Source organism: Kitasatospora sp. NPDC034035 (assembly GCF_055575755.1).
The window spans coordinates 21,359-46,283 of record NZ_JBVISA010000017.1 but is presented as its reverse complement, the minus strand read 5'-3'; the positions used below and the strand labels follow the sequence as shown (position 1 = coordinate 46,283).

Genomic DNA, 24,925 nt, shown 5'->3' with positions numbered 1-24,925 from the left:
CGGGGGCGGGCAGTCGATCGACTGCCCGCCCCCGGCGTCTTTCCGTGTCCGGCCCGGAGCTCAGGACTCCTGAGTGTCCGACGGGGCGGCGTCCGGCCTGGGCCGCCGGGTGAAGACCCGCCGGAGCGGGGCGGTGGCCGCCTCGCCCGTCCGGGCCGCCCGGGTGCCGACGGCCGCCCGGGCCGCCCGCACCGCGTCGGAGGTCCGCCACCACAGCTGCGCCGAGGACGGCGGCAGCAGCAGCGCCCTGGTCCGCCCGGCCCGTCCGACGCTCGCCTGCAGGCCACGCCGGGCGGTGTGGACGTCGGCGGCCAGCGGTGCCGCGGTGGTCTGGCCGGGCGGGGCGTACAGCACCCGCTCGGTGGCCAGCGCCAGTCGGCCGGCGGCAGCCGCCGAGTCCGCGTCCAGGTCCGCCTTCTCGGTGATCCGTCGTGCGGCCGAGCGCGGGGTGCGTGACTCGTCCGGGGGAATTCCGAGGTCCCAGGCGGAGTCGACCAGCTCGTCCCAGGCGGCGAGCACCTGGGCTTCGGTCAGCTCCGCGGACCCGGTCCCGCCGGGGCGGCGCCGCCCGCCGCCGCCGAGCCGGCGACGGCGTACGGCCGTGCGCCAGAGCATCGGGACGAGCAGCAGTGCGATCACCGCCACCACCGCGGCGAGGGCGCCGAGCACCTGCCCGGACAGCAGCCAGGATTCTTCGGCGGTCTTGGCGGCGGTCTTGCCCTTCGGCCCGCAGTCGCCCAGCTGGCGCTGCTTGGCGGTGCAGTCCGAGGCGGCGGACGGCGCCGGGGCGGCCGACGCGGTCTGCGGGGCGGTGGTCGCGTGCTGGGTCGGCGCGGTGGTCGCGGCGCCGGACGTCTCGTTGTAGTGCGTCGCGATGCCGCGGCTCGGGGTCGGCTCGAAGCGCAGCCAGCCGTAGCCCGCGAAGTACAGCTCGGGCCAGGCGTGGTACATCCGGCCGCTCACCGAGTAGACGTTGCCGCCCTTGTTGTCGCCGGGGGTGAACCCGACGGCGACCCGGGCCGGGATCTTCAGCACCCGGGCCATCGCCGCCATGGTGGAGGCGAAGTGCACGCAGAAGCCCCGGCGGTCGCGCAGGAAGACCGCGATGGCGTTGCTGCCGGTGCCCGCGCTGACCGAGGTGTCGTACTTGAAGTCCGGGCCGGTGAACCAGTTCACCAGGGCCATCGCCCGGTCGTAGTCGTTCTGCGCGCCGCCGGTGATCGACCGGGCCTGGTCGGCGACCACGCCCGGCAGGTCGGACGGGACGACGGTGTAGTGGTCCCGGACGTCCTGCGGCGCGATGGGCGCCAGGCGCAGCTCGTTGGCGGTGGGCCGCAGGTCCAGGGCACTGGCGTGGTAGCGCAGCCCGCGGATCGCCTTGTCGTTGCTCGGGATGACGGTGCGGGTCAGCGGGTCGAGCTTCCAGTCCCCGCGGTTGGGGACCTGGACGGCGGCGGCCGGGTAGGGCAGCGGCAGCCAGCTGTTCTCCAGCCGGTCGCTGATCTGGAAGTCGGCCTCGACCCGGGGGACGTTGGCGTTGCGCAGGCCCTCGGGGGCGGGCAGCGACGCCGGGAGGTCGTTGACCGTGGTGCTGCCGAGCCGCCAGCTGGTGCCGTCGAACTGGTCCAGCGAGCCGGTCCGCAGGTAGATCTGGTCGGCCAGCTCGCTGTCCATGGTGTAGCTGAGCAGCTCGGCGTCGGTGGGCTTGGTGATCGCGGCCTCCAGGCTGACCAGCGGGTCGAGGCTGGTCGCCACGCTCCCGCCGGTGCCCTTGCCGGAGCTTCCGCCGGAGCCGGAGTGCAGCAGCCCGGCGTCCCAGTGCGGGAGGACGACCGGGAGCAGTATCGCCACGGCCAGCGCCAGGACGCCGACCTGTCGGCCGCCCGGGCTGACCTTGGAGGAGCTCACGGTGCCGCGGGCGGTGCCGCGGAAGACCCGGCCCCAGCGGGAGACCCGGTCCTGGCCCTCGGCGAAGAGCAGCAGCAGGTAGCCGGCCGCGGCGGCCGCGAACCAGAGCCAGCTGCCGTGGTCCCCGGACAGGCCGTTGCCGATCGAGTAGAGCGCCAGCAGCGGCAGCCCGGCCAGGGCCGAGTGCCGGTAGGTCACCGCGACGGTGTCCACCACGATGGCGATCAGGCCGACCGCCGAGACCAGGATCAGCCGCAGGCCGGCGGTGGGCGGCGCCGGGATCGCGTACTGCTGGATGTCGTCCAGACCGGTGGAGAAGACCTGCTCCAGGACCCGCAGCGAGGACGGCCCGGGCAGCGCACTCCCGGCGAAGCCGATGACCACCAGCAGGAGCAGCACCAGCAGCTGCCCGACCGGCACCGTCCAGCGGTACAGCGGGGAGCGGCGCAGGCCGGCGCCGACCCCGGCGACGACGGTGATCACCAGGACGGCGTGGGTGAGCCAGCTGCGCGAGGTCAGCAGCGGGAGCAGGCAGAACGAGGCGAGGGCGGTGGCCAGCGCCGCGTAGACGGTCAGTTTGGCCCGGGTGGTCACGCGCCGGCCTCTTCTCGGTTGGGGGCGGTCGTCTTGGCGCCTTCGGCGGCCCGCCACAGGTCCGGTACGGAGTCGCCGGCGCGCACCGGAATGACCGTCCAGCCGGCCTCGCGCAGCTGCCGGACCCGGGCCCGGACCTCGTCGCCGCCGGTGTTCGGGGCGAGCATCCGCAGGCCGGCCCAGGTGCCGGTGTCCAGCAGGAAGGCGATCGCCCCGCCGGTACGGCTGCGCAGTCGGCCCAGCCGGGCGGTCTGCGTGTCGTCCAGCTCGCCGAGGACGGCGACCAGCAGGCCCTCGCCGCCGGTGCGCAGCGGCTCCTCGGCGCGGGAGAGCGTGCCGCCGTCGGACAGGTCGGCGACCGCGAGGGCGTCCAGGATCAGCCCGGAGGTGTCGGCGGCGTTGTTGTGGCCGCCCGCGCCGGGCCCGGGCACCGAGAGGCCGGTGTCGGTGAGCAACTGGGTCTGGTAGCCGCGCTCCAGCAGGTGCGTGGCGACCGAGGCGGCGCAGCTGACCGCCCACTCGAAGGAGGAGGCGGGGCCGCTGCCCCGGTGGCCGATCTCGCGGGTGTCCAGCAGGACGGTGGCCCGGGCCCGCTGCGGCTGCTCCTCGCGGCGCACCATCAGCTCGCCGTACTTGGCGGTGGAGCGCCAGTGCACCCGGCGCAGGTCGTCGCCGGGCCGGTACTCGCGCAGGATCACGTCGTCGTCGCCGGCCAGCGCGAGGGTGCGGCTGTGGCTCTCGCCCTGGCCGAGCCACTCGCCGCTGAGCCGGACGAACGGCAGGGCCTGGACCTGGGGGACGACGGTGAGGACGTCGGAGGCGGTGAAGGCGCGGGTCACCTCGCACATCCCGAACGGGTCGGACAGCCGCAGCTGCAGCGGCCCGAGCGGGTAGCGCCCGCGCAGGTCGGAGCGGACCCGGTAGGAGACCTCGCGGTGGCCGCGCGGCTCGACCCGGTCCAGCACGAAGCGCGGGCGCGGCCCGAGCACGTACGGGACCTTGTCCTCCAGGAGCAGCAGGCCGGTGGGCACCCGGGAGACGTTGTCGAGCCGCAGGTGGACCCGGGCCTCCTGGCCGGCGATCGCCCGGCGCGGGCTGAGCCGGCGGCCGCTGGCGACCCGGTACCGGGTGTTGGCGACCACCACCACGGCGACCAGCGGGAGCGCGGCGAGCAGCACGCCAACCCGCAGCAGGGCGTCCTGGTCGAGCAGGTAGGCGCAGACCACCGCGGTGAGGCCGGCGGCGAGGAAGGACCGGCCCCGGGTGGTGAGGCCGTGGAAGCCGGCTCGCAGCCCTGACGCCGAGTCGGACTGGACCACCTCAGCCCCTCCGGACGGCCGGGCCGCCCTGCGGGCGAGGCAGCGGCAGCCGGGCGACCAGGTCGGTCACGATCTGCTCGGAGGTGCGGCGGCTGAGCTGGGTCTCGGCGGTCGGCATCAGGCGGTGCGCGAGGACCGGGACGGCGAGGCGCTGGACGTCGTCCGGGGTGACGTAGTCGCGCCCGTCCAGCGCGGCGGCGGCGCGGGCGGCCCGGACCAGGTGCAGGGTGGCGCGCGGCGAGGCGCCCAGGCGCAGCTCGTGGCTGGTGCGGGTAGCGCCGACCAGGTCGACGGCGTAGCGGCGGACCGGGTCGGCGATGTGCACGGTGCGGACCAGGTCGACCAGCTTGAGGATGTCGGCGGCGTGCGCGACCGGCTGGAGGTCCTCCAGCGGGCTGGCGCCGGAGTGCACGTCCAGCATCGCGAGCTCGGCCTCGGGGCTGGGGTAGCCGATCGAGATCCGGGCCATGAAGCGGTCGCGCTGGGCCTCCGGGAGGGGGTAGGTGCCCTCCATCTCGACCGGGTTCTGGGTGGCCACGACCATGAACGGCGAGGGCAGCTCGTAGCTGGTGCCGTCGATGGTGACCTGGCGCTCCTCCATGGACTCCAGCAGCGCGGACTGGGTCTTGGGCGAGGCGCGGTTGATCTCGTCGCCGACCACGATCTGGGCGAAGATCGCGCCCGGGCGGAACTCGAAGTCGTGCCGCTGCTGGTCGTAGATGTTGGTGCCGGTGACGTCCGAGGGCAGCAGGTCGGGCGTGAACTGGATGCGACGCACGGTGCAGTCGACCGAGCGGGCGAGCGCCTTGGCCAGCATGGTCTTGCCGACGCCGGGTACGTCCTCCAGCAGCAGGTGGCCCTCGGCGAGCAGCACGGTCAGGGCGATCCGGATGGCCTCCGGCTTGCCCTCGATCACGCTCTCGATGTTGGTGCGGATCCGGTCCACGACCGCGGCGAGCTCGGGGAGCCCGACCTGCTGGTACCCGTTCGCCCTCTGCTCGCCCCCCGCAGGACCACCGAGACCGGCCTGATCGTTGTAGCTCGTCACCCGTTTACGCTCCCTGGCACCCTGTGCCCGCCCCGTCCCGAGGCCGGACCCCACCCCATGCTTGACGCGGCCGTCCCGGGGACGGTTCCGATGGCGGATCCGGCGTCGGGGAGGCGGCCTGCGGCCCGGTCGCCCCAGGTGGTTCGGGGTCTGACCGGCAGCCGCATTCTCCCCCGCGCGATGGCCAGAAGTCACCATTCGGCCGACCCCGAATGCCGGTGGGGCGGGGGGCGGGGCCGGAGACCGCCTACCGGATCTCGCGCAGCAGGCCGGTGTGGACGTCGAAGACGAAGCCGCGGACGTCGTCCGTGTGCAGCAGGAAGGGCGAGGTGCGCACGCGCTGCATGGACTGGCGGACGTCGCCGTCCAGGTCGACGAAGGCCTCCACCGCCCACTGCGGGCGCTGGCCGACCTCCAGCTCCAGCTCGCGGCGGAAGTCCTCGGTGAGCCCGAGCAGGCCGCAGCCGGTGTGGTGGATCAGCGCGATCGAGCGGGTGCCGAGGGCGCGCTGGCTGATGGTCAGGGACCGGATGGTGTCGTCGGTGACGACGCCGCCGGCGTTGCGGATGACGTGCGCGTCGCCCAGTTCGAGGCCGAGCGCCGCGAACAGGTCGAGGCGGGCGTCCATGCAGGCCACCACGGCGATCTTCTGCACCGGGCGGGCGTCCATGCCGCCGTCCTGGAAGGTCACCGCGTACTCGCGGTTGGCCGCGACGAAGCGGTCGATGATGGTGGGTCCGGCGGGAGCGGCAGCGGCGTTCGGCGTGGGCCGGTCGGGGGTCACTGTCATGCCGGCGACGTTAGTGCGAATCCGGCGTCCGCGGTGGGGTGAAGAGCTACAGAACAGGAGGCTGTGATCGAGTGCATAGCCACAACGGGAGGGTTTGTCCGGGCTGGTCCCGGATGGGTCGTACGCGGGTCGTGGGGTGGGGGCGCGCGACGATGTCCGAAGGCCCCCGGATCGGGCCGCCGCGGGACCACCCCAACGGCCGCGACCTGCGGTGATCCGTTCCGCCGCCCGGGTGGTGCGCCGGAGCGGACCATTGACTGGCAGGGCCTGGGCGATAGAGTTTGCGGCGCAGTGGAGCACACCCGCCGGAGCCCGTCAACCGGGCCTTCCCGGCCGGTGCGGCCGGTCGACGCGGCCCGTGGCCTCCACCCGCTCCGTGCTCACCTGGCGCACCTTCCCCGGTGCCGGGCGGTCACGATCTTCCCCTCGAGCGGGCGGGGACCACGGGCCGCTTCGTCGTGCCGGGGGACGGTGGGCGAGAATGGTGGCAGCTCCCGGGCCTCGGGCTGCTCCGCACGAAGAAGGGCGCCACCGCGCATGACCACCAACGAACCGGGCCCCAAGCACGTTCCGGTGATGCTGCAGCGGTGCATGGACGCCCTGGCGCCGGCGATCTCGCGCCCCGGCGCCGTGGTGGTGGACGCCACCCTCGGCCTCGGCGGGCACAGCGAGGCGCTGCTCACCCAGTTCCCCGAGGTCCGGCTCGTCGCGGTGGACCGCGACCCGCAGGCACTGAAGCTCTCCGGCGAGCGGCTGGCCCCGTTCGGCGACCGGGCGACGCTGGTGCACGCCGTCTACGACGAGATCCCCGAGGTGCTGGAGCGCCTGGGCATCGACCGCGTGGACGGCGTCCTGTTCGACCTCGGCGTCTCCTCGATGCAGTTGGACGAGGCGGACCGCGGCTTCGCGTACGCGCAGGACGCTCCGCTGGACATGCGGATGGACCAGACCCGGGGGATCAGCGCGGCGGAGGTGCTGAACACCTACAGCCACGGCGAGCTGGCCCGGATCCTCAAGTTCTACGGCGAGGAGCGGTTCGCCGGGAAGATCGCCTCGGTGATCCTCCGGGAGCGGGAGAAGGAACCGTTCACCAACAGCGCGCGTCTGGTCGATCTGGTGCGCAACGCCATTCCGGCGGCGACCCGCCGCACCGGCGGAAACCCGGCCAAGCGGACGTTCCAGGCGCTGCGGATCGAGGTCAACGGCGAGCTGGAGGTCCTGGACCGGGCGATCCCGGGGGCGCTGGACGCCCTCACGATCGGCGGCCGGATCGTCGTGATGTCCTACCAGTCGCTGGAGGACCGCCTGGTGAAGCAGTACTTCGCCGCCGGGGCGACCAACACCGCCCCGCCGGGGCTGCCGTTCATCCCGGAGGAGCACCAGCCCTGGCTCAAACTGATCACCCGCGGTGCCGAGCAGGCCACCGAGGAGGAGATCGAGGAGAACCGGCGCGCCGCGCCCGTACGGCTGCGGGTGGCGGAGAGGATCAGGGACCGAAGCAAGCGGGGCTGACGAACGGTCCGGCGGGGTCCGAAGGGCGGAGGAGAGCGGTGGGGCCGGTGGCCGGTGAGGTCCGGGCGGGGCGGGGAGGACTCCCCGGACAGGGGAGGGCACGCATCACGGTCCGGCCGGGGAAACGCCCGGTCCGGGGGCGCACGCCGTTCGCGGTGCTCGTCGTGGTGCTGCTGGCGGCGGGGCTGCTCGGGCTGCTGGCGCTGAACACCGCGCTCAACGAGGGCTCCTTCGAGCTGTCCCGGCTGCAGAAGCAGACCACCGTGGCGACCGACGAGCAGCAGAGCCTGCAGCACCAGATCGATCAGAGCTCGGCCCCGGACGCGCTGGCCAGGCGAGCCGCCGAGCTGGGCATGGTCCCGGCCGGGGGGATGGCCTTCCTGGACGTCCCGAACGGAGGCAAGGTGGTCGGCACGCCCGGCCCGGCGCAGGACAGCCCGCCGGTGAAGCGCTCCACGGCCGACCCCTGGCCGACCAAGCCCGTGCCGGGCGGCGCCCAGCCGAGCACCGGACCGTCGCCGGCCGCCCAGCCGCCGGCCCCGCCGGCCGTGCCGACGACACCGGCCGCACCGACCACCACGGCGACTCCGACGACGGCGGCCTCGGCCGGCGACTCGGTGATCCAGCTCAACCCGGCCTCGCCCGCCGCGCCGAACGGGGGCCCCGGCCGATGACCACGCCTCGTCAGCCCTCCGGTTCGGGCTCCGGCAACGGCCGCCGCCCGGTGCCTCGGTCCGCCGCGCCGCGCGGCCAGTCCGGCGCCGGTCGGCCGCAGCCCGCCAAGAGCCAGCCCACGCGCGGCCAGCCGGCCAAGGCCCCGTCCCCGAAGGCCCAGCCCCCGAAGGCTCAGCCCCCGAAGGCCCAGCCCCCGCGCGGCCAGTCGGCGGCCAAGGCCCAGCCCGCGAAGGTGCAGCCCGCCAAGGCCGCCGTGTCCCGCAGCGCCCCGCGCACGCCGCAGCAGCGGCGTCCGGAGGGCCGGCCGCCGGCCCGCAGCCAGGCGGCGGTGCGGCCGCGCCCGAAGAGCCGGCTGCCGCAGCGCCCCAAGGCGCTCAAGCTGGCCGAGCCGAAGCGCCGGCTGCGGGTGATCACCGTGGTGATGTCGCTGGTGTTCTCGGTCTTCGCGGGCCGCCTGATCCAGCTCCAGCTGGTCGACTCGGACGCGCTGGCCGCCGACGCCAACACCAACCGCTACCTGAACATCCCGATCACCGCCGAGCGCGGCTCGATAGCGTCCGCCGACGGGGTGGCGCTGGCCGCCACCGTCGACGCGTACGACATCACCGCCGACCCGGCGATGTTCACCCCGGAGGCGACCGGCATCCCGGACGCGCCGGAGCAGGCGGCCGCCCTGCTGTCGCCGATCCTCGGTGTGCCCAAGGAGAGGATCGCCGCCGACCTGCACACCCCCAAGACCCGCTACAAGCGGCTCGCCGCCCAGCAGACCCCGGCCGCCAAGAACCAGATCAGCGACCTCAAGTCGAGCCTGGAGAAGCAGGCCGGCTCGCGGGCCTGCCAGGTCCAGAAGAAGCTGCTCGGCAAGCCCGCCGACCAGGGCGGGCGCACCCGGGTGGACAACGAGTGCGCCAACCCGCTGGCCGGGGTGTTCAACCGGGAGACCCAGAAGCGGGTCTACCCCGCCGACGGGCTGGCCGCCAACCTGGTCGGCTTCGTCAACGGCGAGGGCGCGGGCGCCGGGGGGCTGGAGCTGCAGTACCAGCAGCAGCTGGCCGGCAAGGACGGCCACAGCAGCTACGCCCAGGCCGGCGGACGGCTGGTGCCCACCGCCGGGGGCTCGATGGACCCGGCCGTGCCCGGCAGCGACGTGAAGCTGACCATCAACCGGGACATCCAGTGGGCCGCCCAGCGGGCGATCACCGACCAGGTGGCCAACTCCGGCGCGGAGAAGGGCTACGTGGTGGTCCAGGACGTGAAGACCGGCCAGGTCCTCGCGATGGCCACCGCGCCCGGCTTCAACCCGAACGACCTGAGCCTGTCCAAGCAGGCCCAGCTGGGCAACCCCGCCCTGGTCGACGCGTACGAGCCGGGCAGCACCGCCAAGCTGATGAGCCTGGCCGCCGTCCTGGACTCCGGCAAGGCCACCTGGGACACCAAGGTCACCGTCCCCAACCGGCTGGTCCGGGCCGGCCAGCAGTTCAAGGACGACGTCAACCACGACCCCTGGTACCTGACCCTGGCCGGAGTGCTGGCCAAGTCCTCCAACATCGGCACCATCGAGGCGATCGAGACCCTCGGTGACGGCAACCAGCTCCAGGCCAACAAGGTGCTGGACGGCTACATGCGCAAGTTCGGCGTCGCCCAGCCGACCGGCCTGAACTTCCCCGGGGAGACCCCGGGGATGCTCAAGAAGCCGGAGGACCTGGTCGCTTCGGAGAAGTACAACATCTCCTTCGGCCAAGGCCCGCTGCAGATGAACGCGCTGCAGGCCACGTCGGTCTACTCGACCATCGCCAACGGCGGGGTGCGGGTCGCGCCCAGCATCGTCCAGGGCCTCACCGGCCCGGACGGCAAGTACACCGCGACGCCGCCGGGGGAGCAGACCCGGGTGGTCAGCGACCAGACCGCCAAGACCCTCACCTCGATGCTGGAGTCGGTCGTCGACGACGAGCAGGGCACCGGCGGCAAGGCCGCCATCCCCGGCTACCGGGTCGCGGGCAAGACCGGCACCGCCGACCGGGGCGCCGCCAACGGCGTCGGCTACGACGGCTACACCGCCTCCTTCATCGGCTTCGCCCCCGCCGACGCCCCCCGCGTCACCGTCTCCTGTACTCTCCAGGGCCCGGTCAACGGCCACTTCGGTGGCCAGCTGTGCGGCCCGGTGTTCAAGCAGGTGATGGAGTTCACCCTGAAGACCCTGCAGGTCCCGCCGAGCGGCAGCCAGGCGCCCAACCTGCCCGTCGAGTGGAAGCCGTGAGCGAGCATGAGCGACGAGCGGGCCGGGTCGGCCGACGGTGCGGCGAAGGGCCGGTTTGGCCCTGGGCACCCTTCGGCGGATAGCCTTCCCGCCGTGCCGAAACCCGATCAAACCACCGTGAGTCCGCCCCGCCCGACCGGGACCGCCGCTCTGCCGCTGGCCGAGCTGGCCGTCCGGCTGGGTCTCGCGCCCGTCGAGGGCGGCGCCGTCACCGGCGTCACCCACGACTCCCGCGCGGTCCGCCCGGGCGATGTGTACGTGGCCTTCCCGGGCGCCAACCACCACGGCGCGGCCTTCGCGGCCAAGGCCGCGGAGTCCGGCGCGGTGGCCGTGCTCACCGACCTGGCGGGCGCCGACCTGGCGGCCGACACCGGTCTGCCGCTGCTGGTCGTCGAGCGGCCGCGAGCCGTCATGGGCGAGCTCGCCGCGATCGTCTACGGCCGCCCCTCCGAGCGGCTGCTGATGATCGGGCTGACCGGCACCAACGGCAAGACCACCACCTCGTACCTGGTCGAGGGCGGCCTGCGCGGCGCCGGGCGCCACCCCGGCGTGATCGGCACCGTCGAGATGCGGGTCGGCGAGGAGCGGATCAAGAGCGAGCGCACCACCCCCGAGGCCACCGACCTGCACGCGATCCTCGGCGTGATGGCCGAGCGCGGCGCCGACGCGGTGACCATGGAGGTCTCCAGCCACGCCCTGGTCTTCGGCCGCACCGACGGCGTCGCGTACGACGTCGCGCTGTTCAACAACCTCACGCCCGAGCACCTCGACTTCCACCCGGACATGGAGGACTACTTCCAGGCGAAGGCCCGGCTCTTCCAGCCCGGCAAGTCCCGCCACGGCGTGGTCAACCTGGACGACGAGTACGGCCGCCGGCTCGCCGCCGAGGCCAAGATCCCGGTGACCACCTTCTCCGCCACCGGCGCCGCGGACGCCGACTGGCGGGCCGTGGACGTCCGGCTCGGCCCGGTCGGCTCCACCTTCCGGGTGCTCGGCCCGGACGGCGCCGAGGCCGAGGCGGCCGTCCCGCTGCCCGGCCCGTTCAACGTCGCCAACGCGATCGCCGCGATCACCCTGCTGGTCGCCGCCGGGCTGCCGCTGGAGCAGGCCGTGGCCGGCGTCGCCGCGGTCCCCGGCGTGCCCGGCCGTCTGGAGCGGGTGGACGCCGGCCAGCCGTTCGTGGCCGTCGTGGACTACGCGCACAAGCCGGACGCCCTGCAGGCCGTCCTCGCCTCGCTGCGCGAGGTCACCAAGGGCCGGCTGCACGTCGTCGTCGGCTGCGGCGGCGACCGCGACCCGCACAAGCGCGGCCCGATGGGCGCCATCGCCGCCCGCCTCGCCGACACCGCCCTGCTGACCAGCGACAACCCGCGCAGCGAGGACCCGCTGGCGATCCTCGCCACTATGCTGACCGGCGCCGCCGCGGTGCCGGAGGCCGAGCGCGGGGCCGTCCTGGTCGTTCCCGACCGGGCCGAGGCGATCCAGCTGGCGGTCGCCCGCGCCCAGGCGGGGGACACCGTGCTGGTGGCCGGCAAGGGCCACGAGCTCGGCCAGTACGTACGAGACGAGATCCGCCCCTTCGACGACCGGGAGGTGCTGCGCGAGTCCATCGCGCGGACCACGGCCGTGCGGGGCGACCGAGGAGTAGAGCAGCAGTGATCGCACTGACCCTCGCCGAGGTGGCCGCCGCAGTCGGGGGCACCCTGGACGGCGCCGACCCGGACACCCTGGTCACCGGCCCGGTCGAGGTCGACTCGCGCAAGGTGAGCCCCGGCGGCCTGTTCGCGGCCTTCGTCGGCGAACACGTGGACGGCCACGACTACGCGACCACAGCCGTCGAGGCCGGCGCCGTCGCGGTGCTGGCCTCCCGCCCGGTCGGCGTGCCCGCCGTCCTGGTCGACAGTGTGGTGGAGGCGCTCGGCAGGCTGGCCCGTACCGTGGTCGCCCGCGCCGAGGGCACCGCCGTGGTCGCGCTGACCGGCTCGGCCGGCAAGACCAGCACCAAGGACATGATCGCGCAGCTGCTCCAGCGCCACGGTGCGACCGTCTACCCGCCCGGCTCGCTCAACAACGAGATCGGCCACCCGATGACCGCGCTGCGGGTCGAGGCCGGCACCCGGCACCTCGTCATGGAGATGGGCGCCCGGCACAAGGGCGACATCGAGTACCTCACCTCGATCACCCCGCCCCGGGTCGGCGTGGTCCTGAACGTCGGCACCGCCCACGTCGGCGAGTTCGGCTCCCAGGAGGCGATCGCCGAGGCCAAGGGCGAGCTCGTCGAGGCGCTGCCCGTCGACGGCACCGCGATCCTCAACGCGGACGACCGGCTGGTGCGCGCGATGGCCACCCGCACCAAGGCGAAGGTGGTCCTGTTCGGGGAGTCCCCGGACGCCCACGTCCGGGCGACCGACGTTCGCCTGGACGCCACCGGACGGCCATCGTTCACGCTCACCACCCCGGCCGGTTCCGCGCCCGTGCAACTGCGCCTGTACGGTGAGCACCACGTCTCGAACGCCCTCGCCGCCGCCGCGGTGGCGGTGGAGCTCGGGATGTCCGTCGACGACACCGCCGCAGCCCTGGGCGAGGCGGGTGCGCTGTCCCGCTGGCGCATGGAGGTCGTCGACCGGGCCGATGGTGTCACCGTCGTCAACGACGCCTACAACGCGAACCCCGACTCGATGCGGGCCGCGCTGCGGGCGCTGGTCTCGATGGGGGGTCGCGGCCCGGAGCGCCGCCGCACCTGGGCGGTGCTCGGCGAGATGCGGGAGCTCGGCGAGGAGAGCCTGGCCGAGCACGACGCCATCGGGCGGCTCGCCGTCCGGCTGGACGTCACCAAGCTGGTGGCGGTCGGCGGACGCGAGGCGGCCTGCATGGAACTCGGCGCGAGGAACGAAGGTTCGTGGGGTGAGGAGTCGGTGCTGGTGTCCGACGCGGACGCGGCGGTCGAGTTGCTGCGCAGTCAGCTGCGGCCGGGGGATGTGGTCCTGGTGAAGGCATCCCGTTCGGTGGGGCTGGAGAAGGTGGCCGAGGCCCTCCTGACGGACGGTGCTGCCCGATGATGAAGCAGATCCTCATCTCCGGGATGATCGGCCTGATCCTCTCGCTGGCCGGCACGCCCGCCCTGATCAAGCTGCTCGCCCGGCAGGGCTACGGCCAGTACATCCGCGACGACGGCCCGAAGGCGCACCACAGCAAGAAGGGCACGCCCACCATGGGCGGCATCGCCTTCATCCTGGCGACCCTGATCGCGTACTTCGGCACCAAGGCGATAACGGGCGAGAGCCCGACCGCCTCCGGGCTGCTGGTGCTCTTCCTGACCACGGGCCTCGGCCTGGTCGGCTTCCTGGACGACTACATCAAGGTGGTCAAGCGCCGCTCGCTCGGCCTGCGGGCCAAGGCGAAGCTGGCCGGCCAGTCCATCGTCGGCCTTGCCTTCGCGATCCTGGCCCTGCAGTTCCACGACGACCGGGGGCTCAGCCCGGCCTCGCAGTCGCTGTCCTTCGTGCGCGACTTCAAGTGGTCGATCGGCCCCGTGCTGTTCGTCATCTTCGCCTACTTCATGATCGCCGCGACCTCCAACGGCGTGAACCTGACGGACGGTCTGGACGGCCTCGCCACCGGCGCCTCCGTGATGGCCTTCGGCGCCTACACCTTCATCGGCGTCTGGGAGTACGGGCAGAGCTGCGCCTACACCGTCACCGCGACCGTCAGCTGCTACGACGTCCGCGACCCACTGGACCTCGCGGTGGTCGCGGCCGCCCTGATGGGCTCCTGCTTCGGCTTCCTGTGGTGGAACACCTCGCCCGCCAAGATCTTCATGGGTGACACCGGCTCGCTCGCCCTCGGCGGCGCCCTCGCCGGTCTGGCGATCTGCTCCCGCACCGAGCTGCTGCTCATCATGCTCGGCGGCCTCTTCATGGTCATCACCCTGTCGGTGATCATCCAGGTCGGCTCCTTCCGGATGACCGGCAAGCGCGTCTTCAAGATGGCACCACTGCAGCACCACTTCGAACTCAAGGGCTGGAGCGAAGTCCTGGTCGTGGTCCGCTTCTGGATCATCCAGGGCCTCTGCGTGGCCGTCGGCCTCGGCCTCTTCTACGCGGGATACCGGACCGGATGACCAACCCTGACTTCTCCGAACTGCCCGTCGTCGTCGCCGGACTCGGCGTCTCGGGCATCAGCGCCGCACGCGCCCTGCACGGCCTCGGCGCCCGCGTCACCGTCGTGGACGGCGGCGGCGGGCCTGGCCTGGCCGCCCGGGCCGCCGAGCTGGAGGCGCAGGGCATCACCGTGCGCCTCGGCGACGGCGCGAGCCTGCCCGAGGGCACCGAGCTGATCGTCACCTCGCCCGGCTGGGCCCCGGACAGCCCGCTGTTCGCCGCCGCCGAGGCGGCCGGGGTGCCGGTCTGGGGCGACGTCGAGCTCGCCTGGCGGCTGCGCAAGCCGCTGCCGGGCACCGGCGAGCCCGCCCCCTGGCTGGCCGTCACCGGCACCAACGGCAAGACCACCACCGTCCAGATGCTCGCCTCGATCCTCGCCGCCGCCGGCAAGCGCACCGCCGCCGTCGGCAACGTCGGGGTCTCGGTGCTGGACGCGGTGCTCGCCGAGGAGCCGTACGACGTGCTCGCCGTCGAGCTCTCCAGCTACCAGCTGCACTGGGCGCCCTCGCTGCGCCCGTACTCGGCCGCGGTGCTCAACCTGGCGCCCGACCACCTCGACTGGCACGGCTCGATGGAGGCGTACGCCGCCGACAAGGGCCGGATCTACGAGGGCAACGTCGTCGCCTGCGTGTACAACCTGGCCGACCCGGCCACCGAGGCGCTGGTCCGCGAGGCCGACGTCGAGGAGGGCTGCCGGGCGATCGGTTTCGGCCTCGGCGCCCCGGGCCCGTCGAACTTCGGCGTGGTGGACGGGCTGCTGGTGGACCGCGCCTTCATCGAGGACCGGGCCAAGAACGCGGCCGAGCTGGGCTCCGTCGAGGACGTCAACCCTCCTGCCCCGCACAACATCGCCAACGCGCTCGCCGCGGCGGCGCTGGCCCGGGCGTACGGCGTCGAGCCGAAGGCCGTCCGGGAGGGCCTGCGGGCCTTCCGCCCGGACGCCCACCGGATCGCCGAGGTCGGCGTGGTCCGCGAGGTCACCTACATCGACGACTCCAAGGCCACCAACACCCACGCGGCGGCCGCCTCGCTGGCCGCCTACCGGCCGATCGTCTGGATCGCCGGGGGCCTCGCCAAGGGCGCGACCTTCGACGACCTGGTGCAGGGCGCGGCCGAGCGGCTGCGCGCCGCGGTGCTGATCGGCCAGGACCGGGCGCTGATCCGCGAGGCGCTGGAGCGACACGCTCCGGATGTGCCGGTGATCGAGGCGGCCGAGGGCCAGACTGGCGCGGTGGCGATGGCCGAGGTCGTCCGCGCGGCCGCGTCGCTCGCCCAATCGGGTGACACCGTGCTGCTGGCCCCGGCCTGCGCCTCGATGGACATGTTCACCAATTACGGCGAGCGCGGCGACCTGTTCGCGGCGGCCGTCCGGGAGCTTGCGGACAGCTAGGGCACTGGGCCTCCGGCGAGAGCACAGAACGGGTAGGGGCGTGGCGGGGCAGGGCAGGGCGGAATCCGGCGTTGGCAAGCAGGACGCCGCCGAGCCGTGGCGAGTGATCTCCGCCACCACGACCAAGTACAAGTCGGCCGGTCCGCTGGCCCGCGTCCAGGCCTTCCGGGCCCGGCTCGGGTACTGGCTGGACCGGCCGCTCACGCCGTACCTGCTGGTCGTCGGCAGCACGCTGCTGCTGGTCGTGCTCGGCCTGATGATGGTCTTCTCGGCCTCGCAGATCCTCGCCCTGAACCAGCACCACGCGGCCCAGTACTACTTCCTCAAGCAGCTGATCGCGGCCATCCTCGGCCTGGTCCTGCTGATCGGCTTCGCCTCCGTCCCCGTGGCGGTGCTGCGGGTGATCGTCTACCCGGTGATGTTCGGGGTGATCGGCGCGCTCACGCTGGTCGCCGTGCCCGGCATCGGGGTGCGGATCAACGGCAACCAGAACTGGCTGGATTTCGGCTTCTTCCAGTTCCAGCCCTCCGAGTTCGCCAAGCTCGCGCTGGTGCTCTGGGGCGCCGACCTGCTCGCCCGCAAGCAGAAGGCCGGCACCCTGAACTCCTGGAAGCACCTGCTGGTACCGCTGGTGCCGGGTGCCCTGCTGCTGCTCGCGCTGATCATGTTCGGCGGCGACATGGGCACCTCGATGATCCTGGTGGCCATGGTGTTCGCGCTGCTGTGGATGGTCGGAGCACCACTGCGGCTGTTCGTGGCCACCGTCGGGGTCGCGGTGGTGGTCTGCACCGCGCTGGTCATCACCGTCCCGCACCGCGCGGAGCGACTGGGCTGCATCGGCGTCACCAAGCTCGACCCCGAAGGCGCCTGCTTCCAGGCCCTGCACGGCGTCTTCGCGTTCGCGAACGGCGGTGGCTTCGGCACCGGCCTCGGCGCCGGCGTGGAGAAATGGGGCCAGCTGCCCGAGGCGCACACCGACTTCATCTTCGCCGCGACCGGCGAGGAACTGGGCCTGGTGGGGACGCTGTCGGTGATCGGCCTCTTCGCGGCACTAGGCTACGCGGGTATCCGTGTGGCCATCGGCACGAAGGACCCCTTCGTCAGGTACGCCGCGGGAGCCGCCACCACCTGGATCATGGCGCAGGCCATGATCAACCTGGGGTCGGCGCTGGGACTGCTGCCCATTGCGGGCGTCCCGCTCCCGCTGTTCTCCTACGGCGGTTCCGCCATGCTGTCGGCCATGTCCGCGATCGGTGTGCTGCTGTGCCTGGCACGCAGTACCTCGGGCGCGAAGGCGGCCCTGGCCGCCCGGAACAAGAACTCCCGGATCAGGAAGCGACTGGCCCGGGTGCTGACACGACGACGAACCACAGCGCGCCCGGCCCCCGGGCCGGCACGCAGGGAGCGGTGAATTTCGGTGCATGTCGTACTCGCCGGCGGGGGGACCGCCGGTCACATCGAGCCGGCCATGGCCCTCGCGGACGCCCTCCGCAGGCACGACCCGTCCATCGGGATCACCGCCCTGGGCACCGAGCGCGGTCTGGAGACCCGGCTGGTGCCCGAGCGCGGCTACCAGCTGGAGCTCATCCCGGCCGTCCCGCTGCCCCGCAAGCCCACCCCGGAGCTGATCACCGTCCCCGGCCGGCTGCGCGGCACCGTCCGGGCCGCCCAGGAGATCATCGAGCGGGTCAACGCGGACGCCGTGGTCGGCTTCGGCGGCTACGTCGCGATGCCCGCCTACCTGGCCGCCAAGCGGGCCGGCGTGCCGATCGTGGTGCACGAGGCGAACGCCCGCCCGGGCCTGGCCAACAAGATCGGCGCCCGCTACAGCGACTTCGTGGCGGTCTCCACGCCCGACAGCAAGCTGCGCGACTCCCGGTACATCGGCATCCCGCTGCGCCGCACCATCGCGACCCTGGACCGCAACGCGGCCCGCCCGGAGGCCCGGCACTACTTCGGCCTCGACCAGCGGCTGCCCACCCTGCTGGTCTCCGGCGGCTCCCAGGGCGCCCGCCGGCTCAACGAGACGGTCACCGCGATCGCCCCGCGGCTGCAGCAGTACGGCGTGCAGATCCTGCACGCGGTCGGCCCCAAGAACGAGCTGCCGCAGGTCGCGGACGTCCCCGGGATGCCGCCGTACCGCCCGGTGCCGTACCTGGACCGGATGGACCTCGCCTACGCGGCGGCCGACATGATGCTCTGCCGGGCCGGCGCCATGACGGTGGCCGAGCTGGCGGCCGTCGGCCTGCCCGCCGCCTTCGTCCCGCTGCCGATCGGCAACGGCGAGCAGCGGTTGAACGCCCAGCCGATGGTCAAGGCCGGCGGTGGCCTGCTGGTGGACGACGCCGAGCTGACCCCGGACTGGGTGCTGCAGAACGTGCTGCCGGTGCTCACCGACCCGCAGCGGCTGTGGGACATGAGCCGGTCCGCGGCCGAGTTCGGCCGGCGGGACGCCGACGACCTGCTGGTCGGCATGGTCTACGAGGCGATCCAGGCCCACCGCGGCGGCCGCCGCCGTGGCTGACGGCCGGCTCGCCGACCCGCTCGAAGCGGAGCTGGAGGACGAGGAGTCCGCTCCTCGCCTCCGGCTCTCCCGGCGGGGCATCGTGGTGCTGAGCGTGCTCGGCGCCGCGGTCTTTGGCGGGCTGGCCTGGCTGGTGTTCTACTCGTCGGTGCTGGACGTGCGCAGCGTCGCCGTCCAGGGGACGACCGACGACAAGCTGACGGCGGCCCAGGTCCGCGACGCGATCGGCGGGCTCGGCGACGGCCCGCTGGCCCGGGTGGACCTGGACGACGTCCGGCACCGGGTGGAGGCGATCCCCCGGGTGTCGAAGGCCGAGGTGTGGCGGGGCTGGCCGCACACCCTGCAGGTGAAGGTCGCCCAGCGCAAGGCGGTGGCCGCCGTCAAGGGGGAGGACGGCCGGTTCACCCAGGTGGATGCCGGGGGCGTGAGCTTCGCCACCGAGGCGGCCCCGCCGCAGGGCGTGCCGGTGGTGGAGCTGCGGCTCAGTCAGCAGGCGAACGACGTGGACGGGGTGATCTCCCGTCCGCAGTTGGTCCAGGGCGCGGTGGCGGTGGCCGCCGGGTTGCCGCAGGACGTCGCCAAGCGGGCTGGGGCGGTGCTGGTGCACTCGTACGACGACATCGAGCTGCAGCTCAGCGGGGGTGCGACGGTGCGCTGGGGGAGTCCGGAACAGATCGACCGGAAGGCCCGGGTGCTGGTGGCGCTGCTGAACCAGAAGGGTACGAACTTCGATGTGACCGCTCCGGAGGCGCCGGCGGTGTCGGGATGATCCGGTAGGTTCTGTGCCTGAGGGAGGGGTTGACGCCTCGAAGTGTCGGCCTGAACCTTGGTGGTCACCCCGGTTTCCTAAGCCGGCTGATGATCACATAGGCTCAAAAGAAAAGGGGAAGCTCGGCGTGTTCGTTGAAACACGTGCCAAGAGCCACCTAGTGTCCTGTGTCACCAGACTGTGCCACTTGGTGATGTGACGAAGGCACAGGACTAACCCTAAAGGTCAAGTTTAGGGTTGGGGTCGGCGGTCGGCATTTCGGACATTCAGTCAGAAACCAGGCTCCCTACCCATCGACATCCGTCGGAACGGACCCTCGCCGGGCCGGGCCGACCCGGAAATTCGAGGCGAGAGGCCTTCGACGTGGCAGCACCGCAGAACTACCTCGCAGTCATCAAGGTCGTCGGAATCGGCGGCGGTGGTGTCAACGCCATCAACCGGATGATCGAGGTCGGTCTCAAGGGCGTCGAGTTCATCGCGATCAACACCGATGCGCAGGCCCTCCTGATGAGCGACGCCGACGTCAAGCTCGATGTGGGCCGTGAACTCACCCGGGGCCTCGGCGCCGGCGCCAACCCCGAGGTCGGCCGCAAGGCCGCCGAGGACCACCGCGAGGAGATCGAGGAGGTCCTCAAGGGGGCCGACATGGTCTTCGTGACCGCCGGTGAAGGCGGTGGCACGGGCACGGGCGGCGCGCCCGTCGTCGCCAACATCGCGCGCTCCCTGGGCGCCCTGACCATCGGCGTGGTCACCCGCCCCTTCACCTTCGAGGGCCGGCGCCGGGCCAACCAGGCCGAGGACGGCATCGCGAGCCTGCGCGAAGAGGTCGACACCCTCATCGTGATCCCCAACGACCGGCTGCTGTCCATCTCGGACCGCCAGGTCAGCGTGCTCGACGCGTTCCGCTCGGCCGACCAGGTCCTGCTCTCCGGTGTCCAGGGCATCACCGACCTGATCACCACCCCGGGTCTGATCAACCTCGACTTCGCGGACGTCAAGTCCGTCATGTCGGAGGCCGGTTCGGCCCTCATGGGCATCGGCTCGGCCCGCGGTGAGGACCGCGCCAAGGCCGCCGCCGTGATGGCGATCTCCTCGCCGCTGCTGGAGGCCTCGATCGACGGCGCCCGAGGCGTGCTGCTCTCCATCTCGGGCGGCTCCGACCTCGGCCTGTTCGAGATCAACGAGTCGGCCCAGCTGGTCAGCGAGGCCGCCCACCCCGAGGCCAACATCATCTTCGGCGCGGTCATCGACGACGCGCTCGGCGACGAGGTCCGGGTCACCGTCATCGCGGCCGGCTTCGACGGCGGGCAGCCGCCGGCGATCGTCCGTGACCCGGTGGTCAAGTCCACCGCCTCGGACCGCCCGGCCACCCCGCCGGCCGCCCCGGACCGCCCGGCCAGCCGGCCGTCGTACGGGAGCATCGGCTCGGTGGCGTCCCGTTCGGAGGAGACCCCGGCCGCGTCGACCCGGGCCGAGACCCCGGCCACCACGACCGCCGCCGCCCCGGTGCCGCCGCAGGTGCAGCCGGTCCGGCAGCCCTACGTGGAGAGCCCGGCCGAGGAACTCGACGTCCCGGACTTCCTTAAGTGATCGATCACGCGGTACACGCGGGTGCTCACTTCGCCTTCACCGACCGGTGGGGCGGGGTGAGCACTTCGCCGTACGGGGAGCTCAACCTCGGCGGCGCCGTGGGGGACGACCCGGGGGCCGTCCGGGAGAACCGGGCGCTCGCCGCCCGGGAGCTGGGGATCGAACCGGCCGACGTGGTGTGGATGAACCAGGTGCACGGCGCCGAGGTCGCCGTGGTGACGGAGCGCCAGCCGCTGGGGGCGGCCCCGACGGTGGACGCGGTGGTCACCGACCGGCCGCTCGCCCTCGCGGTGCTGACCGCCGACTGCACTCCGGTGCTGCTGGCCGACCCGGTGGCCGGCGTGGTGGGCGCGGCCCACGCGGGCCGGCCCGGGCTGGCGGCCGGGGTGGTGCCCGCGGTGGTCCGGGCGATGGTCGAACTGGGGGCCGAGCCCGGGCGGATCACCGCCGCCACCGGGCCCGCGGTCTGCGGCAGCTGCTACGAGGTGCCGGCCGAGCTGCGCGCCGAGGTCGCCGCGGTGGTGCCGGAGGCCTTCGCCGAGACCTCCTGGGGGACCCCGGCCCTGGACGTGCCGGAGGGAGTCGCGGCCCAGCTGGCCGCGATGGGGGTCAAGGAGCCGGTGCGGTCACCGGTCTGCACCCTCGAATCCGCCGATCACTACTCCTACCGCCGCGAGCAGCGCACGGGTCGGCTCGCGAGCTACGTCTGGTTGGGCTCCGATCATTGATGACGAATGACATCTACGGACCGTTCCCGGGTGGTCCCGGCCCCTTCTCGCCCGGTCAGGACTGGCTGGGTGCGCTGACGGAGGGCCGACGGGCCCGGTACGAGGAGCTCGGGACCAACCTCGAGGTGGTCGAGCGCCGGATCGCGGCCGCCTGTGCGGCCGCCGGGCGCTCCCGGGACGAGGTCACCCTGATCGTCGTCACCAAGACCTACCCCGCCGAGGACACCGCGCTGCTGGCCGGACTGGGTGTGACGGATGTCGCGGAGAACCGCGACCAGGACGCCGCACCCAAGGCGGAGCAGTGCAGAAACCTTCCTCTTGACTGGCACTTCGTCGGACAGCTGCAGACCAACAAGGTGCGCTCGGTCGTCGGATACGCGAACCACGTGCACTCGGTGGACCGGCTGCGGCTGGTCGAGTCGCTCTCCGCGGCGGTGCTCAAGTCGGAGCGCCCCGAGCTGGGCTGCCTGGTGCAGGTGGCGCTGGACAAGGCGCACGGCGAGGGCGCGCACCGGGCCGGGGTCGCGCCGGAGGACGTCGCGCGGCTGGCCGACGCCATCGCCGACACGCCCGGGCTGCGGCTTGACGGTGTGATGACCGTCGCTCCGCTGGCCGGGCCGCTGGCCGGAGACCCGGCCCGGGCCTTCGATCGGCTGGCGGAAATCGCAACCGGCGTACGGACGGCCCATCCTGCTGCCACCATGGTCTCCGCAGGCATGAGCGGCGACCTTGAGCAGGCGATTGCCGCCGGAGCGACACATGTGCGCGTCGGAACGGCGGTACTCGGAGTGAGGTCACCCCTCAGGTAACGTCACCGGGTAAGTAGATCAGACTGCAGGACAAAATAGGACAGAATCTAGCAGCTCTTCGGAGCGCTAGCGAACCGTGGATCGCAGCTCCGCGGACCCCACTCCACGAACCCTGACAGGCCGTCGGCCTGACGCGCCGTCGTGGATGGACCGTGGAATCCGCAGGCAGGGCCGTACGGCCCCGGCCGCCGGGAGACGGATCCGGTCCCACGGAGTGAGCGAAGCGAGCGACCATCGGACGGGGCGCGGCTTCGCGGAGTAGCCACCGGGCGCCAGCTCGGTGGCCATGAGCGGAGGAGACAGGAGCATGGCCGGCGCAATGCGCAAGATGGCGGTCTACCTCGGCCTCGTGGAGGACGAGACGTACGACGGCCAGGGGTACGACCCCGACGACGACTACGACGCGGACCCCGAGCCGATCCGGACGGGACAGCGGACCGAGGACATCCCCCGGCCGGCCGCCCCGGCCGCCGCCACGCCCGCCCCGGTCTCCTCGATCACTCCGCAGCCGGTGCCGGCGGCGGTGCCGATCCGACAGGAGACCCCGAGGATGGCCCCCGTGTCGTCCATCACACCCGAACGCCGCCACAACCTGGAGAAGAGCGCCCCGGTGATCATGCCCAAGGTAGTGAACGAACGAGAGCCCTACCGCATCACCACGCTGCACCCCCGGACCTACAACGAGGCCCGTACCATCGGGGAACAGTTCCGTGGCGGCACTCCTGTGATCATGAATCTGACCGAGATGGACGACACGGATGCGAAGCGGCTCGTAGACTTCGCCGCTGGACTCGTCTTCGGTCTGCACGGCAGTATCGAGCGCGTGACACAGAAGGTGTTCCTGCTGTCGCCTGCTAACGTCGATGTCACGGCGGAGGACAAGGCTCGGATCGCCGAGGGTGGGTTCTTCAACCAGAGCTGACCCGGCCACGACTTTACGTGTGGATCTGATCAACAGTGGGTTAGCGACAGGTGACGAGGGCGGGCCCGAGGGCTCGGGACCGGGGAGAGGGAAAACGCGATGGACATCGTGTGGGCGGTGCTCTACTACGCCCTGACCGTCTTCCTGGTGTTCCTGCTCGTGCGACTGGTCATGGACTGGGTCTTCCAGTTCGCGCGTTCGTGGCGGCCTGGCAAGGCCATGGTCCTGGTCCTGGAGGCCACGTACACTGTCACGGATCCGCCGCTCAAGCTTCTTCGGCGGCTCATTCCGCCGTTGCGTTTCGGGGGCGTGGCGCTCGACCTGTCCTTCTTCGTACTGATGATCATTGTGTATGTCCTGATCTCGCTTGTGCACCCCTAGTCGTAGGTGAGCGATGCGACAGGATGCCGGTGTGCCGACGATCACGTTGAGGTGAAGAGATGCCATTGACCCCCGAGGACGTTCGGAACAAGCAGTTCACGACCGTCCGCCTGCGTGAAGGCTATGACGAGGACGAGGTCGATGCCTTCCTCGACGAGGTCGAGGCGGAGCTGACGCGCCTCCTCCGGGAGAACGAGGACCTGCGCGCCAAGCTGGCCGCCGCGACTCGTGCCGCCGCGCAGAACCAGGCCAACCTGCGCAAGGAGCCGCCGCAGGACGCCCCCCGTCAGGGTGGCGCCCCCGTCCCGGCCGCCATATCCGGCCCGCCGATCCCCGGCCAGCAAGGCCCGGGCGGCCCGCAGCAGATGGGCCCCGGCGGCCCGCAGCAGCAGATGGGTCAGGGTGGTCCGCAGCAGATGGGCCCCGGTGGCCCGCAGCAGCAGATGGGCAACCAGCCGCTCGGCCTGCCCGCCGGCTCCGCCCCGCAGCTGCCGCCGGCCGGCGGCCAGCAGCAGATGAACCAGACCATGGGCGGCCAGCAGCAGCTGGTCCAGCCGATGGGCGGTCAGATGCTCCAGCCCATGGGCGGCCCCGGTGGCCCGCAGCAGATGGGCAACCCGATGGGCCAGGGTATGGGCCAGGGCATGGGCCAGGGCCAGGGTATGGGCCAGGGCATGGGTCAGCAGCAGATGCAGCAGATGGGCGGCCCCATGGGCGGCCAGCAGCAGATGGGCAACCCGCAGCAGATGGGCGGCCCGCTCGGCGCCCCGATGCAGCAGCAGGGCCCCGGTGGCGACAGCGCGGCCCGCGTGCTGGCGCTCGCCCAGCAGACCGCCGACCAGGCGATCTCCGAGGCCCGTTCCGAGGCCAACAAGATCGTCGGCGAGGCGCGCAGCCGGGCCGAAGGCCTCGAGCGCGACGCCCGTGCCAAGGCCGACGCCCTGGAGCGGGACGCGCAGGAGAAGCACCGCGTCGCGATGGGCTCCCTGGAGTCCGCGCGGGCCACGCTGGAGCGCAAGGTCGAGGACCTGCGGGCGTTCGAGCGTGAGTACCGCACGCGTCTGAAGTCGTACCTGGAGACCCAGCTCCGTCAGCTGGAGTCGCAGGCCGACGACTCGCTCGCCCCGCCGCGGATCCCCGCCACCGCGTCGCTGCCGCCGGCAGCCTCGTCGATGGCGTCGGCCGGTGCCGGTGCGATGGGCAGCGGTGCGCCGAGCTTCGGTGGCAACCAGCCGTCCTTCGGGGGCAGCTCGCCGTCCTTCGGCGGGAACAGCTCCTTCGGCGGCAACACCTCGGCGCCGAGCTTCGGTGGACAGCCCAACGTCGGCAACAGCGGTGCTCCGCAGATGCAGCCGGCCGGGATGACCCAGCCGATGGCGGCCGTCCGGCCGCAGCCGCCGCAGCCGATGCAGCAGGCTCCGGCGCCGATGCGGGGCTTCCTGATCGACGAGGACGGCGACAACTGAGGTTGTAGCAGGGCCTTCTGAGGGCGTCCCCTTTCTGACCTCCGGGTCGGGGAGGGGGCGCCTTCTTGTGTGGGCGGGTGGGG

The 24,925-nt window shown here is 72.6% G+C and carries 20 protein-coding genes; 16 read left to right on the top strand and 4 right to left on the bottom strand.

Translation table 11 applies throughout. From position 1 onward, the window contains the following. Positions 1-60: 60 nt before the first annotated feature. From ACZ52J_RS23685 to ACZ52J_RS23670, 4 genes are all read right to left on the bottom strand, one after another. Positions 61-2,502: a transglutaminase TgpA family protein gene (locus ACZ52J_RS23685; RefSeq protein WP_465621462.1), complete on the bottom strand. Its 2,442-nt coding sequence runs from the start codon at positions 2,500-2,502 to the stop codon at positions 61-63. Further along, positions 2,499-3,821: a DUF58 domain-containing protein gene (locus ACZ52J_RS23680; protein ID WP_360505357.1), complete on the bottom strand. Its 1,323-nt coding sequence runs from the start codon at positions 3,819-3,821 to the stop codon at positions 2,499-2,501. The genes ACZ52J_RS23685 and ACZ52J_RS23680 overlap by 4 nt, the downstream gene beginning before the upstream one ends. 1 nt (position 3,822) lies before the next feature. Further along, on the bottom strand, positions 3,823-4,767 hold the full coding sequence (locus ACZ52J_RS23675; protein ID WP_360505465.1) for an AAA family ATPase: 945 nt from the start codon (positions 4,765-4,767) through the stop codon (positions 3,823-3,825). Positions 4,768-5,116: 349 nt separating this feature from the next. Next, on the bottom strand, positions 5,117-5,659 hold the full coding sequence (locus ACZ52J_RS23670) for a beta-class carbonic anhydrase (RefSeq protein ID WP_360505359.1): 543 nt from the start codon (positions 5,657-5,659) through the stop codon (positions 5,117-5,119). A 537-nt stretch (positions 5,660-6,196) separates the two neighbouring features. Between ACZ52J_RS23670 and rsmH the strand changes: the two genes are divergently transcribed. The 16 genes from rsmH (at position 6,197) to ACZ52J_RS23590 (ending at position 24,842) form a co-directional block, all read left to right on the top strand. Next, on the top strand, positions 6,197-7,171 hold the full coding sequence (gene rsmH, locus ACZ52J_RS23665; protein WP_360505361.1) for a 16S rRNA (cytosine(1402)-N(4))-methyltransferase RsmH: 975 nt from the start codon (positions 6,197-6,199) through the stop codon (positions 7,169-7,171). A 155-nt stretch (positions 7,172-7,326) separates the two neighbouring features. Further along, entirely contained in the window at positions 7,327-7,845 is a 519-nt protein-coding gene (gene ftsL / locus ACZ52J_RS23660) for a cell division protein FtsL (protein WP_465621460.1), read from the top strand. After that, positions 7,842-10,103, top strand: coding sequence for a peptidoglycan D,D-transpeptidase FtsI family protein (locus ACZ52J_RS23655; RefSeq protein WP_465621458.1), 2,262 nt, complete (start codon positions 7,842-7,844; stop codon positions 10,101-10,103). The genes ftsL and ACZ52J_RS23655 overlap by 4 nt, the downstream gene beginning before the upstream one ends. Before the next feature lie 93 nt (positions 10,104-10,196). Continuing rightward, positions 10,197-11,762, top strand: coding sequence for a UDP-N-acetylmuramoyl-L-alanyl-D-glutamate--2,6-diaminopimelate ligase (locus ACZ52J_RS23650; RefSeq protein WP_465621456.1), 1,566 nt, complete (start codon positions 10,197-10,199; stop codon positions 11,760-11,762). After that, the gene (locus ACZ52J_RS23645) at positions 11,759-13,162 is read left to right on the top strand and encodes a UDP-N-acetylmuramoyl-tripeptide--D-alanyl-D-alanine ligase (protein ID WP_360505369.1); all 1,404 of its coding nucleotides are present in this window, start codon (positions 11,759-11,761) and stop codon (positions 13,160-13,162) included. Before ACZ52J_RS23650 ends, ACZ52J_RS23645 begins: the two co-directional genes overlap by 4 nt. Beyond that, positions 13,162-14,223 carry a phospho-N-acetylmuramoyl-pentapeptide-transferase gene (gene mraY / locus ACZ52J_RS23640; protein ID WP_360505467.1) on the top strand — a complete coding sequence of 354 codons (1,062 nt, stop codon included), beginning with the start codon at positions 13,162-13,164 and terminating at the stop codon, positions 14,221-14,223. Before ACZ52J_RS23645 ends, mraY begins: the two co-directional genes overlap by 1 nt. Then, positions 14,220-15,653 carry a UDP-N-acetylmuramoyl-L-alanine--D-glutamate ligase gene (gene murD, locus ACZ52J_RS23635; RefSeq protein ID WP_465621454.1) on the top strand — a complete coding sequence of 478 codons (1,434 nt, stop codon included), beginning with the start codon at positions 14,220-14,222 and terminating at the stop codon, positions 15,651-15,653. Before mraY ends, murD begins: the two co-directional genes overlap by 4 nt. A gap of 106 nt (positions 15,654-15,759) precedes the next feature. After that, positions 15,760-17,064: a putative lipid II flippase FtsW gene (ftsW, locus tag ACZ52J_RS23630; RefSeq protein ID WP_360505469.1), complete on the top strand. Its 1,305-nt coding sequence runs from the start codon at positions 15,760-15,762 to the stop codon at positions 17,062-17,064. 6 nt (positions 17,065-17,070) lie between these two features. After that, positions 17,071-18,177 (top strand): undecaprenyldiphospho-muramoylpentapeptide beta-N-acetylglucosaminyltransferase, encoded by a 1,107-nt coding sequence (gene murG, locus ACZ52J_RS23625; protein ID WP_030239918.1) that lies wholly within the window; start codon positions 17,071-17,073, stop codon positions 18,175-18,177. After that, the gene (locus ACZ52J_RS23620) at positions 18,170-18,946 is read left to right on the top strand and encodes a cell division protein FtsQ/DivIB (RefSeq protein WP_465621452.1); all 777 of its coding nucleotides are present in this window, start codon (positions 18,170-18,172) and stop codon (positions 18,944-18,946) included. The genes murG and ACZ52J_RS23620 overlap by 8 nt, the downstream gene beginning before the upstream one ends. Positions 18,947-19,309: 363 nt before the next feature. Continuing rightward, the gene (gene ftsZ / locus ACZ52J_RS23615) at positions 19,310-20,536 is read left to right on the top strand and encodes a cell division protein FtsZ (protein ID WP_465621450.1); all 1,227 of its coding nucleotides are present in this window, start codon (positions 19,310-19,312) and stop codon (positions 20,534-20,536) included. Beyond that, a complete protein-coding gene (gene pgeF / locus ACZ52J_RS23610) occupies positions 20,533-21,264 on the top strand; it encodes a peptidoglycan editing factor PgeF (RefSeq protein ID WP_360505377.1) in 732 nt (243 codons plus the stop codon). Before ftsZ ends, pgeF begins: the two co-directional genes overlap by 4 nt. Next, entirely contained in the window at positions 21,264-22,073 is an 810-nt protein-coding gene (locus tag ACZ52J_RS23605) for a YggS family pyridoxal phosphate-dependent enzyme (protein ID WP_360505379.1), read from the top strand. Before pgeF ends, ACZ52J_RS23605 begins: the two co-directional genes overlap by 1 nt. 307 nt (positions 22,074-22,380) lie before the next feature. Further along, positions 22,381-22,995, top strand: a complete 615-nt coding sequence (locus ACZ52J_RS23600) for a cell division protein SepF (RefSeq protein WP_360505471.1) — start codon at positions 22,381-22,383, stop codon at positions 22,993-22,995. 99 nt (positions 22,996-23,094) lie between these two features. Beyond that, positions 23,095-23,376 carry a YggT family protein gene (locus ACZ52J_RS23595; RefSeq protein ID WP_030060143.1) on the top strand — a complete coding sequence of 94 codons (282 nt, stop codon included), beginning with the start codon at positions 23,095-23,097 and terminating at the stop codon, positions 23,374-23,376. A 59-nt stretch (positions 23,377-23,435) separates the two neighbouring features. Beyond that, complete coding sequence (locus tag ACZ52J_RS23590; RefSeq protein WP_465621449.1) at positions 23,436-24,842, top strand: DivIVA domain-containing protein; 1,407 nt, start codon at positions 23,436-23,438, stop codon at positions 24,840-24,842. Positions 24,843-24,925: the final 83 nt, after the last annotated feature.

What these genes read in the sequence shown, in the direction of transcription:
- ACZ52J_RS23670 (WP_360505359.1), bottom strand. Translation starts at nt 5,659, where the DNA reads ATGACAGTGACCCCCGACCGGCCCACGCCGAACGCCGCTGCCGCTCCC.
- rsmH (WP_360505361.1), top strand. Translation starts at nt 6,197, where the DNA reads ATGACCACCAACGAACCGGGCCCCAAGCACGTTCCGGTGATGCTGCAG.
- ACZ52J_RS23655 (WP_465621458.1), top strand. Translation starts at nt 7,842, where the DNA reads ATGACCACGCCTCGTCAGCCCTCCGGTTCGGGCTCCGGCAACGGCCGC.
- mraY (WP_360505467.1), top strand. Translation starts at nt 13,162, where the DNA reads ATGAAGCAGATCCTCATCTCCGGGATGATCGGCCTGATCCTCTCGCTG.
- murD (WP_465621454.1), top strand. Translation starts at nt 14,220, where the DNA reads ATGACCAACCCTGACTTCTCCGAACTGCCCGTCGTCGTCGCCGGACTC.
- ACZ52J_RS23605 (WP_360505379.1), top strand. Translation starts at nt 21,264, where the DNA reads ATGACGAATGACATCTACGGACCGTTCCCGGGTGGTCCCGGCCCCTTC.
- ACZ52J_RS23600 (WP_360505471.1), top strand. Translation starts at nt 22,381, where the DNA reads ATGGCCGGCGCAATGCGCAAGATGGCGGTCTACCTCGGCCTCGTGGAG.
- ACZ52J_RS23595 (WP_030060143.1), top strand. Translation starts at nt 23,095, where the DNA reads ATGGACATCGTGTGGGCGGTGCTCTACTACGCCCTGACCGTCTTCCTG.
- ACZ52J_RS23590 (WP_465621449.1), top strand. Translation starts at nt 23,436, where the DNA reads ATGCCATTGACCCCCGAGGACGTTCGGAACAAGCAGTTCACGACCGTC.